Origin of the sequence: Paenibacillus mangrovi, assembly GCF_022898935.1 — a bacterium.
GTDB classification, from domain to species: Bacteria; Bacillota; Bacilli; order Paenibacillales; family Paenibacillaceae; genus Paenibacillus_AQ; species Paenibacillus_AQ mangrovi.
In genome coordinates, this window is record NZ_JALIRP010000001.1 from 914,263 (window position 1) to 926,756 (window position 12,494).

At 44.9% G+C, this 12,494-nt stretch carries 10 protein-coding genes; 9 read left to right on the plus strand and 1 reads right to left on the minus strand.

Annotated elements, in window-relative coordinates; genetic code table 11:
• Positions 1-380 precede the first annotated feature (380 nt).
• From MUG84_RS04175 to MUG84_RS04210, 8 genes are all read left to right on the plus strand, one after another.
• Positions 381-1,859, plus strand: coding sequence for an Lsa family ABC-F type ribosomal protection protein (locus MUG84_RS04175; protein ID WP_244720566.1), 1,479 nt, complete (start codon positions 381-383; stop codon positions 1,857-1,859).
• A 197-nt stretch (positions 1,860-2,056) separates the two neighbouring features.
• Positions 2,057-2,776: a LytR/AlgR family response regulator transcription factor gene (locus tag MUG84_RS04180; RefSeq protein ID WP_244720569.1), complete on the plus strand. Its 720-nt coding sequence runs from the start codon at positions 2,057-2,059 to the stop codon at positions 2,774-2,776.
• Positions 2,777-4,072 (plus strand): sensor histidine kinase, encoded by a 1,296-nt coding sequence (locus MUG84_RS04185; RefSeq protein WP_244720572.1) that lies wholly within the window; start codon positions 2,777-2,779, stop codon positions 4,070-4,072.
• A gap of 134 nt (positions 4,073-4,206) precedes the next feature.
• Positions 4,207-5,004: a hypothetical protein gene (locus MUG84_RS04190; RefSeq protein WP_244720575.1), complete on the plus strand. Its 798-nt coding sequence runs from the start codon at positions 4,207-4,209 to the stop codon at positions 5,002-5,004.
• 10 nt (positions 5,005-5,014) lie between these two features.
• Entirely contained in the window at positions 5,015-6,526 is a 1,512-nt protein-coding gene (locus tag MUG84_RS04195; protein WP_244720578.1) for a hypothetical protein, read from the plus strand.
• 11 nt (positions 6,527-6,537) lie between these two features.
• Positions 6,538-7,212: an ABC transporter ATP-binding protein gene (locus tag MUG84_RS04200; protein WP_244720581.1), complete on the plus strand. Its 675-nt coding sequence runs from the start codon at positions 6,538-6,540 to the stop codon at positions 7,210-7,212.
• A gap of 388 nt (positions 7,213-7,600) precedes the next feature.
• Positions 7,601-9,325, plus strand: a complete 1,725-nt coding sequence (locus MUG84_RS04205) for a proline--tRNA ligase (protein ID WP_244720584.1) — start codon at positions 7,601-7,603, stop codon at positions 9,323-9,325.
• 42 nt (positions 9,326-9,367) lie between these two features.
• A complete protein-coding gene (locus MUG84_RS04210; protein ID WP_244720587.1) occupies positions 9,368-9,943 on the plus strand; it encodes a GNAT family N-acetyltransferase in 576 nt (191 codons plus the stop codon).
• A 53-nt stretch (positions 9,944-9,996) separates the two neighbouring features.
• Here MUG84_RS04210 and MUG84_RS04215 read toward each other — a convergent pair whose 3' ends face one another.
• Entirely contained in the window at positions 9,997-10,554 is a 558-nt protein-coding gene (locus tag MUG84_RS04215; protein WP_244720589.1) for a GNAT family N-acetyltransferase, read from the minus strand.
• A gap of 181 nt (positions 10,555-10,735) precedes the next feature.
• Between MUG84_RS04215 and MUG84_RS04220 the strand changes: the two genes are divergently transcribed.
• Complete coding sequence (locus MUG84_RS04220; protein ID WP_244720605.1) at positions 10,736-12,292, plus strand: S-layer homology domain-containing protein; 1,557 nt, start codon at positions 10,736-10,738, stop codon at positions 12,290-12,292.
• Positions 12,293-12,494 lie beyond the last annotated feature (202 nt).

A 12,494-nucleotide genomic window follows, 5' to 3' on the forward strand; every position in this document is an offset into this window, starting at 1 on the left:
TCTATAAAGAAAATTGTTAATATAAAAATACAATGATGAGAGGACTGATGGATGAACAATGATTAACTAATCTATATTTTTATTTGAAATGAATAACTTCAAACTACAAAATATAGGGTTAGTCTATCCATTTTTATTAATCAGTTTAACACTTGAATGCCATGATTCTAATGGTGACAACGAACTTATTTGAGTTAAGTGAAAGACTAATCCTTCCAATTAAAAATTGGGGGGGTTTTTTATTCTCTCATAGAAAGATTGATATTTTTTATCTGTAAAATAAGGGGGAGAAAGAAATGAGTAATTCAGACACCATCGTTACACATGTAATGCTCCGTATAAGTCGCTAATATCTATCAAACTTATACGGAGGAATTAACATGTCAATGATACAAGTGCAAGACTTAACTTTTTCTTATCCAAGCAGCTTTGACAATATTTTTGAAGGTGTAAACTTTCAGATAGATACGGATTGGAAACTTGGATTTATAGGTAGAAATGGACGAGGTAAAACAACATTCTTTAATCTGTTATTAGGGAATTATGAGTATAGCGGGAAAATCACGTCTTCGGTAGAATTTAATTATTTCCCTTATCCAGTTTCGGATAAAAACAAGTATACCTATGAAATCCTTGAAGAAATTTGCCCCCAAGCAGAAGATTGGGAATTTCTTCGTGAAATATCCTACCTAAATGTTGATGCCGAGGTCATGTACCGACCATTTAAAACATTATCAAATGGAGAACAAACAAAAGTATTGCTTGCCGCACTATTTTTGAATGAAGGCCAATTCCTATTAATCGATGAGCCTACCAATCATTTAGACACTGATGCACGTAAGATTGTCTCTAGTTATTTAAAGAAGAAAAAAGGATTTATTTTAATTTCACATGACAGAATCTTTTTAGATGGATGCGTTGACCATATCCTCTCGATCAATAGAGCGAATATTGAAGTTCAAAGTGGTAACTATTCTTCATGGAAGTTAAATTTTGATAGACAGCAGGAACATGAAGAGGCAACGAATGAGCGTCTACAAAAAGACATCGGGAGATTAAAAGATTCCTCAAAACGTTCAGCAGGTTGGTCTAATCAAGTGGAAGCTTCAAAAAATGGGACAACGAATTCAGGTTCGAAGTTGGACAAGGGATTTGTAGGACATAAAGCGGCAAAGATGATGAAGAGAGCAAAGAATATTGAATCAAGGCAACAAAAAGCTATTGAAGAAAAGTCAAAACTGCTAAAAAATGTGGAAAAAACCGAGTCATTAAAATTAGAACCATTGGAATTTCAGTCAAATGAATTGATTGTTTTGGCTGATGTGTCTGTAAAGTACGATGACCAAATAGTGAATAAGCCAATTAGCTTTATAGTTGAACAAGGTGACCGAATTGTACTTGATGGAAAAAATGGAAGCGGAAAAAGTAGTATCCTAAAATTAATATTAGGAAATCCGATACAGTATATAGGCTCAATGAATTTAGGTTCCGGCCTCATCATTTCCTATGTCCAGCAAGATACTTCTCATTTGAAGGGACTTTTATCGGACTTTATTGAAGAGCATGAGATTGATGAAACATTATTTAAATCCATCCTACGTAAGATGGATTTTGACCGAATTCAATTTGAGAAAGATATATCTCATTATTCTGGTGGACAAAAGAAAAAGCTGCTTATAGCCAAAAGTTTATGTGAAAAAGCTCATTTATATATTTGGGATGAACCTTTAAATTTTATTGATATTTATTCGCGCATGCAGATTGAAGAACTTATTCAAAGATTTAATCCCACAATGGTTATTGTTGAGCATGATCAGGCATTTCAACAATCAGTTGCAACAAAAACGATATCTATGTAGTTGAATATGAATAATTAAGGAAATGATCAGTAATATCGTAGTAATGCAAATGGAGTCGCCAAAATGGCGGCTTTTTTGTTTTAACGATTTAAGATCTTGTCACGCCCCGTTGTGCATAATATACCATACCTGCTTATAATAGAGATAACGTTGCATTGTGAAAATAGAGAATTTGATAGAAATGGGAGCTTTCGAACATGACGCAAATCATGATCATTGAAGACGATCAAAATATCCAGCAGCTGCTCCAGAATGCCATATATGAATTAAGGACGGATATCGAGCTCGCCTGTTCAGCCAGTGCCGGAGAGGCTTTGGACATGGCTCGGCAAAAACATTTTGATGCTTTTATTGTAGACATCCAATTAACCGATTATAAAGGGACGGATTTGGTTCAGCAGCTTCGCTCCATATCGGAGTATAGATTCACGCCCATCATTTTCGAGACCGCAATAATAACGGAGGAGTTAAGGGCATACCGGGAGCTAAAATGTTATCACTATCTGATGAAACCCTACACCAAACAGGAAGTTCAACAAGTTGTTTCGGAAGTATTGGAGTATTTGGGGCAGCCAAAAGCTGAGGGAAGAACCTTGAGAATTGAACAAAAGGGCTTTATTTTTGAGTATCGCCTGCAAGATATTCTGTTTATTGAATCCTTCGGCAAAAATATGGTCATTCATCTGCTGACAGAGCAGGGGGAACAGAAGGAAGAGAGGATTGCGGGCTATTCATTGAAATCCATATTGGAATCATTAGGCGAGGGGTCTTTTATCCAGTGCCATAAAAGTTATATTGTGAACACGTCGTATATCGAAGAAATAAGAAAGACAGATCAACAGGTCAAGCTTCGTCACTGTGACCAACTTCTGCCTATTGGGCTCAAGTACCGGGATCAAGTCATACGAGGTGAATAAATGGGACAACTGATATGGGAAACGGCTCTGGATGTGTTGTCCATTTTGCTCCTGATGCAGCTTGCAGGACGTACGACAGCAGGCTTTTCCAGTAAAGTCTTCGGGTGGGGAGCTGTTATCTTTTTGTTCTGCCTGTTTGATCAAACCCAGCCTTATCTGTCGGGTGGGAGCTCAAACGGCATCCAGTTCAGTTATAATGAGATTTTACCGGTTGCGACGATTCCGGGCCTGATCGGTTTATTGTTTCTGACATTGTTAATCAACAGCTTTGTGTTCAAAAGAACGCATGTGGAGATCATTTTTATCACCATGCTGGGTTTTAGTATGTATTTGCTCCTGCGGTTATTTGTTGCTGCAGCCGTTGATTTATTTGCTGTCTCCACAGTGATTGTCTCCCCGCTGACTTTGCTGCTAACGGCTGGATTTTACGGATTGGTAAAATTCAAGTTTTCAGCTTATCTAAGCCAAAATCTAAATCAATTTATGAAGCTTTTGATCACCGCAATATTTATTTTTTTATTGTATATGATTCTGTCTTCGGCGAATCCGGATAGCCCTGGCATTCATCCATTTCTGATGGAATTTATGGTTGTCATGGTGTCGGCGATCCTTGGCTGGCTGTTCTATGAACAGAGGAGAGCTCAAGTGACGGAAAACCGTATAAAAGCCATCGAAAAATATATCCCGATTATTGATGAGCTAGTTGCTGAAGTAAGAGCTAGGCAACACGAATTCTCGAATAAGCTGCTGGCCATTTCAAGCATTTTGCAATCGGCGGAGGACATGGAAACGGCACGGGAGCAAGTCTCCATGTACGTCGACAATGTAAAGCTGACGGATGGTCAGCATGAGCTTCTGAATATGGATCATAAAGTTATCGCGGGATTTCTCTATACGAAGATGAAACGAGCCGAGCAGCTAAAAATGAATCTGTGTATTGAACGTTCGGTGCCGGTTTCGGATTTTCCTTGCGAAGACCATGATTTGATTGAGGTGCTCGGAATTCTTATCGATAATGCCATGGAAGCCTGCTATGGAGGCGATACCATCACGGTTAACATGCTCCGGTATCACGACAGGTATGAGCTGACGGTCAGCAATCCGGCCGAGTATATGGATAACACCCGGATGATGCAGCTTTTTAAGCTTGGTTATTCCACCAAATCCACGCATTCGAAGGACCGGGGCTACGGTTTATATAACGTGCAGCAAATCGCTAAGCAGTATAACGGAAAAATCATTGCTCGAAACGATCAAAAGCATGGGAACAAACTGACGATCGGCATACAGTTTTAGCCGCATAAACAGGGGTTTTAGAGGAATGAAATTCGTTGATTCCGCTAAAACCCCTGTTTGTTTCTAGCGTATTGTCCTGGATAAACCCGTTCGTTATAGTGGACACAGAGATCGAAGGAAAGGAATGAAATACGGTGAGTAAATTAATCATGCTGGAATGGCGAAAGTTACGCTTTCCGGTTTTGCTGATGACTGGTGTCGGGATATTGCTGTCGGTTTTTTTATGCAGCACCCTATACAAGAGCTATGCTTTGGAGAGTCAGCTTGAGGTATGGGAAGTGGGATTTGAGTTCATTAATTTTATTTTTCCGCTGATTGCCGTGCTGCCCACTTGTTGGCTGATGTACTTTGAACGCAAAAGCGGCTTTCTGAAATATACACTGCCTAGAGTGGGCAAAAAACAATACCTGCTCTCCAAGTGGATGGTTGTTGGAGGCAGTGCGTTTCTGATGATGTTCATCATTTCTTTTGCAGGAGTGATTACGGCTCTCTATGTCGTTCCGCCGATTGATGTGACCTATACCCTGGTTTCACCCCTGACGGGAGAACCCGGACCGAGTTTACTGGAAACCCATTTTGCAGGGGAGCTGTTTACGGAATTCCCTCTGATTTATGGACTGCTGTTCAGTATCTGGAAGGGCCTGATCTGTGTCATCATGGCAACGATGGGATTTGTATTCAGCCTGTACAGCTTGAATCTGTTCGTCATTCTCACGGGACCGTTCGTTTATACGATTCTGGAAAACTTCATTCTGTCGATACTGCATGCCGAGCACTTACGCCTGGTTACGGCTTTCGAGCCGACCAACATCTCTGTTGAGGCGGTGAGTCTGGCGACCTTCTTATTCGGCCCTTTGCTGGCCATCACGACCATGATCGTGTACATCACGTATATGAAGTTTAAATCGAAAGAATTAGTCTACGCCATATAGGAGGTAACGCATGCCGGCCATCTTGAAACACAATATACGAAAATATGTCGGAATGCCCTTAGCCCTGCTGGCTGTCATTTCTATGTTATTCTCTGCCGTGGAACGGCAGGGGACTACGGAATCCTACGAGATGTTTGTTTTGCGCATGTTGACAGACCATTATCTATTGATCTACGCTATGACGCCGATTTTCATTTTTTCGGTGTTCAGAACGCTGGAGGAAGATACGCCATTTCTGCTCGTTCGTTCTCGGAAGTTTGTACGATATTTCTACACCAAATATTTGGCTGGTTCGATCTTTGCTATCCTGTTTGTCCTGCTGCAGGTTCTCGTTGTCATGATCACGGGAATCGGCCTGCCGCTGGACAATGCATTTCTAGTATCTAACGAAGAACCGCTGTTTACTCATCTGGAGGCTGTATTTGGCACACCGGTTCTAGCTGCGGTTTGCAGCTGCCTGTATATGATGGTGGGCTTGGCCTTTCTATGTATGTCCATCTTGACGATCTATCATTTTTTCGGCCACCGGATTGTGACGGGAGTCGTCCTGGCAGCTTACGGAATTATGGCCCTAAGCATCAAAATACCTGCGCTTGGCGCTTTGCCCTTTATTACATTGAACCGTTATGTTATTCTCCATCACAATTTTACGGTTCCTAATGGTGTCTGGTGGTCTATCGCAGGGATGGTCGTACTTTTGCTGGTTCAATGGCTATGGATCCGGTATGCATGGTATTGTCCGTTTTCACGGTCTTGGAAATGGAGTCCAAAAGGGCTGCTCTTTTATTACGCGCATGCTTTGTGGACGAGGAGGAATTTTCTCTGGCTCGTTATGGTGACAGGTGGTCTGACCTTATGGATGGCGATCATCGGAGGAGAAGAGTCCGTGCAGGACTACATGCTTCGCTTTTTTTACGGTCAGGAGCTAGGTACCTTTCATCTGTTAACCTTTTTGCAGCAGCTGATTTTTTACGGAACACCTCTGTATGTGTTGGCTTTGTTTATGGAAAAATGGAGCTCGGAGGATCATCTGTCTGTTTTTATTCGGATCAAACATAAGAAGAAGTGGCCTGCGGCCGTCATTTTGAACGGCATCGGGATTCATGCGGTATATACGGCTTTGACGTTCGGGTTTCTTATCATGTGGAGTTTATTGATGAACAAATCCTGGACTGCCGGAACTCTGCCTGTGCCGGATACGATGGGGGCCGGGATGTGGCCGGTATTTGCTCTGCTAAAAATGATGGAGTTCAGCTTGCTGTTTTTGGCTTTATTTCTACTGTTCCTGTGGCTGAAAAATATCACGGCTGCATATTTACTGGTGATGGGTGCCCATGCCTTAAATCTAATAGCTGGTCCGGCACTGGCTTATAATCCGGCAGGCTTGGTAACCGTTTCGAGGCTTCTGCTTCTTGAAGGTCAGACCGTTTCCTCCCTGATTCAGGTTTTTACAGTTCTCGTCATGGGCCTTATCTTGCTGCTGTTTCTGGTTCGTCGTTCATACCCAAGATTCTTTCAATAGGAGGTATATCCATGATTTATATCATCGAAGTAAGCAATGTGAGTAAGGCATTTTCAGGACAACCTGTATTACAGAACGTTCATTTGCAGATTCCTCAAGGGCAGACCGTTGGTATCGTCGGAGGAAATGGCAGCGGCAAATCCGTATTGTTCAAAGTAATATGCGGTTTTATCCGCCCGGATGAAGGAACGGTGAAAATTCGGGGGGACGCGTTAGGGGGAAAACTCGATTTTCCGGAAAATGTGGGGGTATTCATTAACTCGCCCGGTTTTATCGAGATCTACAGTGGCTTTAAAAATCTTCAATATCTGGCAGCCATCAATCGGAAAATATCAGATGCTCAAATCAGGCACACCATGCAAATGGTTGGATTAAATCCCGATAATAAAACGAAAGTGAAGGATTACTCTCTCGGCATGAAGCAAAAGCTCGGTATCGCGCAGGCGATGATGGAAAATCAGGATATTCTGATTCTGGATGAGCCGTTCAACGCACTGGATTATAAAACCTACGGGGATATTAAGGACATCATCAAATCGCTTCAGGCGGCGGACCGGACGATCCTACTGACAAGTCACCACTTTGAAGATATAGAAGAGCTGTGTGATGTCGTATATTTCATCGCTGACGGGAAGCTGCAGCCTTTAACAGAAGACGTCAAATCAATGTATTTCAGACGTTCCTAAGCAGGTTTATCCTTGACATTATTCTTCACTATCCTGTAATGTATGGAAAACAACCTAGGTTGGTAATACAAAGTTTAAAAGCTGTGATCAAGACCAATAGTTCATGAAGCACGCTGTGCAAAGAGAAGAAACCCCCGGCTGAAAGGTTTCGCACGCGTCATGAATTTTCCTATCTTGTGAGCTGCCGGAGGAGAGAATCTGCAGGTTCTTCGTATTCCAGGCCGGGTAAACCCCGTTATGTTGCCATGAGGATGGCTTTGAGCTGCCAATTAAGAGCAGACGGAGCTATTAAATAAAGGGTGGTACCACGAACGCATTCGTCCCTGACCGGACGGATGTGTTTTTTTGCATTCTTATAAAACCGAACCGATACAAGGAGATGATCGTCATGAGACAAAAGCATATGCTGCTTCCCACGCTTCGGGAAGCTCCTGCGGAGGCCGAGGCTCTCAGCCATCAGCTGCTGCTTAGAGGAGGTTATATCCGGCAGCTGGCCGCGGGAATATACAGCTATTTACCGCTCGGAACCCGCGTACTGCATAAGCTGGAGCGTGTGATCCGGGAAGAAATGGAGGCTTCCGGCTTCGATGAACTGCTGATGCCTGCGATGCAGCCGTCGGAGCTGTGGGAGAAGTCCGGAAGATACAGTGAATACGGACCGGAGCTGATCCGGCTTGATGACCGCCATGGTCGTGGCTTCGTACTTGGACCGACGCATGAAGAGGTCATCACTTCGCTGGTGGCGGCGGAAGTGAACACCTACCGCAAGCTGCCGCTGCGTTTATACCAGATCCAGACCAAATTCCGCGATGAACGAAGACCTCGCTTTGGCCTTCTGCGAGGCAGGGAATTCCTGATGAAGGATGCTTACTCGTTTGATACGGATTGGAGTGGACTGGATGAATCCTATCAATTCATGGTCCAGGCATACCACCGGATCTTTGCAAGATGCGGCCTCCACTTTAAGGCGGTCGAGGCTGAGGCAGGTTCGATCGGCGGCGAAGGCGAAACGCTTGAATTTATGGCGCTTGCCGAGATCGGGGAGGATACGATCGTATCTTGCCCGTCCTGTCAGTATGCTGCGAATCTGGAAAAGGCGGTTTTTCGCCAGCAAGAAGGTGTGACGCTACTGGAAGAGACAATCCCGGAAATGGAGGAAATCTATACGCCGGACACGAGAACGATTGAAGAGTTAAACGTCTTCTTGGGTGAGAAGCCAGAGTCTTTCCTGAAGACCATGATATATATGGTGGATGATCAGCCGGTTGCCGTCGTGGTCCGCGGAGATCATGAGGTGAATGAGTTTAAGCTGAAAAACGCGCTAGGAGCCTCGAGTGTAGAGCTGGCTGAACTGAATAAAGTAGAAGAACTGACGGGTGCGCCCCATGGTTTTGCAGGTCCAACTGGTCTGGATATTCCCGTTTACCTGGATCTGGCGGCTGCAGCGGTTGCGGACGGCATTGCTGGAGCGAATCGTAAGGACTATCATGTTCGCCACTTGAAGAAGGGCCGGGATTATGATCCTGTGGCAACAGGCGATTACCGGAATGCTACTACCGGTGATTGCTGCCCGCATTGCGGTGACAACTTGGTGTTCAGCCGCGGCATCGAGGTTGGGCATGTCTTCAAGCTCGGGACCAAGTACAGCAAGTCGCTCGGTGCGACGTTTACCAATATGGAAGGCAAAGAAGAGCTTATGATTATGGGCTGCTACGGAATTGGTGTCTCGCGGCTGATGTCGGCGGTAGCAGAACAGTATCAATCTGAAGCCGGGATTCGCTGGCCGCTTCCGCTATCGCCTTTTCAGGTTCATATCATTCCGGTATCCATCAAGGATGAGGCTCAGGCCGGATTGGCGGAGGAGCTTTATCGAACACTCCAGCAAGCTGGCATGGACGTTCTGCTGGATGATCGCGATGAACGTCCCGGAGTAAAATTCAAGGATGCCGATTTAATTGGAGCTCCACTGCGAATAATAGTGGGGAAAGCGGCTTCCGAGCGAAAGGTCGAGTGGCTGAACCGAATGGCAGAGAGTGAAAAGGAAATGATTAACGCTGATGAAGCGCTGGCTAGGATACATGAAATTTGTTCCTCTTCCAAAGGTGGACTATAATAAAGGGATAGACATAAGTAAGAGCATTGGAGGAGAAACAACATGACAATCAGACCAGCAGTACGTGAAGATGCAGAACAAGCAGCAAGACTGCTGTATGATGCACTGCATGATGTCGCCCATCAGCTGACAGGGGAAGAAAGCGAGCAAGATGCGGTTCGGGTGCTCGAAGAGTATTTTGCCGCAGAAGAAGGACGTCTTTCTTACCATCAGGCGATTGTAAAAGAAGTGGAAGGCGTAGTCGCAGGCATTATTATCGTCTACGGCGGTGATCAAATCGGAGAATTGGATCAACCCATTTTGGAGCGTCTACGTAAGATGAAAAATGACCCCGATCTTAGGCTCGATAAAGAGTCGGACGAAGACGAGTACTATATCGATACCTTATCGGTTTCTCCGGCATTCAGCGGACAGGGGATTGCCACCAAGCTGATTCATAAGGCCGAAGAAAGAGCCAAGGAACTCGGTTATGAGAAAATTGCAATGGTCGTTGTTACGGATAACAGCAGAGCCTATTCTTTGTATCTTCATCTCGGATATGAAGTGGATAAGGAAATCATGATTAACGGCCATGTATATTACCATATGGTTAAGCATCTATATGAGATGGCAAAATGATTCTAAAGAAGCAAAAACCGGTCCATAACGGGCCGGTTTTTGCTTGTCTTCAATCACTTTTCCCATTCTTCGCTTGTTACAGCAAACAGCTGGTGATCCTCCCAAACTCCATTGATGCGCAAATACCGCTTGGCGAGTCCCTCGCACCGGAAACCTACCTTTTCAATCACCCGCTGCGATGGCGTATTTCGAGGCATCACGCCCGCCTGAATGCGGTGGAGCCCGAGCTCGTTAAAGGCGTAACGGGCAGCGAGTTTGACAGCCTCCGTCATGTAACCTTTACCCTGCTGTTCCTGAGCAATAAAATAACCGAGATTTGCGTTTTGAAACGGTCCGCGCGCAATACCGGTTAATGCGACTCTGCCGATCAGTTCATCCGTAACAGACAGAAAGATGCCAAATAATTGGGATGATGCCTCGCCGATGTCGCCAAGACCAGACAGTATATCCTTCTCTTGAATTTCCACCGTAAAATACGAAGGATCGCGGATCGGTTCGAAAGGCTGCAGGTAATCATGATTGCGCAGTCTGAGATCAAGCAAGGCCTGAGCGTGCTCCGTACGTAAATGCTGTAAATAAATGTTTTTGTTTTTACTGATAATCAGATCCATTCCCCTCCGATTCTGTGAATATATGCTGCTTTCCATGATTTGGACGTCTACCAAAGCGAGCCTTTTTGATAGGATAGAAGAAGCGATTATATTAGTTATTCTTCTATCTTATATAAAAAAGCGAGGCTTCACCTTGAAAAAATTTCATAAAGTTATAAATATATGTATGGCGTCAGTAGTTATGTTTGGAGCATTTAACAGTGTATCTCTTGCCGCTCAATCAACCACACTGCCTTTTGACGATATTAAAGGCAACTTTGCCGAAAAGAACATTGTGGATTTGGTAAAAGAAGGGGTAGTAGATGGAACTGGCAACCGCAAATTCGAGCCAAACAAGTATGTCACACGCGCTGAGTTTGTAACCATGACGGACCGGCTGTTTAAGCTGCAGCCTGTTAATGCGGATATGCCATCCTTCCACGACGTTTCCCCCAAGAGCTGGTATTACGGTTGGGTAGAGGCGGCAATCCAGCTTGGAATCGTGGAAGGGAAAAGCAAAACCCAGTTTATGCCCGCTGCCCATATCACGAGACAGGAAGCGGCCGTTCTGATTGTACGTGCATTAAAGGTCGATCCGGGAAGCGATAGTGGCGACAGACTCCCTTACGCGGATGCGGATCAAGTTGCACCATGGGCGGCTCCTTATGTTCTTGCGGCGCAAACGCTCGGACTTATGGGTGGAGCAGATGGCAAATTCAGGCCAACAGACCCTATGACTCGGGCGGAAACGGCTGCAGTGCTGGACAGAGTACTGCAGGATAAGGTCTGGAATAAAGCGATACACAAAGCAACAGATTTTGGACTCCAGATTGGCTGGCAGAACGGATTAACGACCTCTCAGTTTGAGGAGGAAATTAAAGGCACCAATGTCAATACACTGGTTCCACGTTGGTTTTTCCTAGAGAACAATCAGGCTTCTCTATCCAATTATGCGGACCCCAGTCTATCGGTATGGGCCAAGCAAAATCATAAAAAGATATGGGCGATGCTCGGAAATCACTCTGACCCGGTCTTAACGCATCAGTTTCTTTCAAACGAAGCGAAGCGAAAAACGGTTGTCCAGCAGCTCACCGGCTATGTAAAGACTTATGGCTTATCCGGCATCAACGTTGACTTTGAAAATGTCAGTCCGGACGACCGACTGTACCTAACGGCCTTTATTTCCGAGCTTAGCACAAGTCTGCACGGAGTGGGAGCCGTATCATCCATCGATGTATCCCCGGATTTGGGAACGGACTGGACCGAGGCCTTTGATTATGAAGCACTTGGCCGTTATGCGGATTATGTGGTGCTGATGGGATATGATGAGCACTGGGCAGGTGATCCTGTAGCAGGCTCCGTATCATCTTTGCCATGGGTCGAGTCGGCACTGAACCGTTTGCTGTCGGTTGTCCCGGCTTCGAAGACCGTATTGGCTCTTCCGTTTTATACGCGGGACTGGACCTTAAAACCCGGTGGTGCGGTATCCGAAGAGCTGTCCTTGATCCAGCAGGGCCACCGTATACGATCCGTTAATTATAACCGGACTTGGGATGCTGATCTAGGACAGAATGTACTCAGCTATACCCGCCAAGGCAGCCAGCACCGGATATGGGTGGAAGACGGCCGGTCTCTGAGTCTGAAGACGATGATGGCCGAGAAGCGCGGCGTTGCAGGTTTTGCTTATTGGTATATTGGTGCGGAAACACCCGACATTTGGACCAGCTTGACCAATGCCACACGGTATGCGTCATACTGAAACGTGTGATCTTGCCATCAGATGATCCATCTCGTATATATGATTCAAGCCCCGTCTTTGTGGACGGGGTTTTTTGATAGGTAAACAAATGAATACGAAAAGTAAATGTTTATCTCTTTAAAAGAAGCTCTAAAGTACATACAGTAATACTATGAAAGTGCTTTCAATGGCTATATGGGGTGCTTTGAATTCGGAAAGGGGG

Coding starts and splice junctions, on each gene's coding strand:
- MUG84_RS04175 (WP_244720566.1), top strand. CDS start 381: ATGTCAATGATACAAGTGCAAGACTTAACTTTTTCTTATCCAAGCAGC.
- MUG84_RS04180 (WP_244720569.1), top strand. CDS start 2,057: ATGACGCAAATCATGATCATTGAAGACGATCAAAATATCCAGCAGCTG.
- MUG84_RS04185 (WP_244720572.1), top strand. CDS start 2,777: ATGGGACAACTGATATGGGAAACGGCTCTGGATGTGTTGTCCATTTTG.
- MUG84_RS04195 (WP_244720578.1), top strand. CDS start 5,015: ATGCCGGCCATCTTGAAACACAATATACGAAAATATGTCGGAATGCCC.
- MUG84_RS04200 (WP_244720581.1), top strand. CDS start 6,538: ATGATTTATATCATCGAAGTAAGCAATGTGAGTAAGGCATTTTCAGGA.
- MUG84_RS04205 (WP_244720584.1), top strand. CDS start 7,601: ATGAGACAAAAGCATATGCTGCTTCCCACGCTTCGGGAAGCTCCTGCG.
- MUG84_RS04210 (WP_244720587.1), top strand. CDS start 9,368: ATGACAATCAGACCAGCAGTACGTGAAGATGCAGAACAAGCAGCAAGA.
- MUG84_RS04215 (WP_244720589.1), bottom strand. CDS start 10,554: ATGGATCTGATTATCAGTAAAAACAAAAACATTTATTTACAGCATTTA.
- MUG84_RS04220 (WP_244720605.1), top strand. CDS start 10,736: ATGTTTGGAGCATTTAACAGTGTATCTCTTGCCGCTCAATCAACCACA.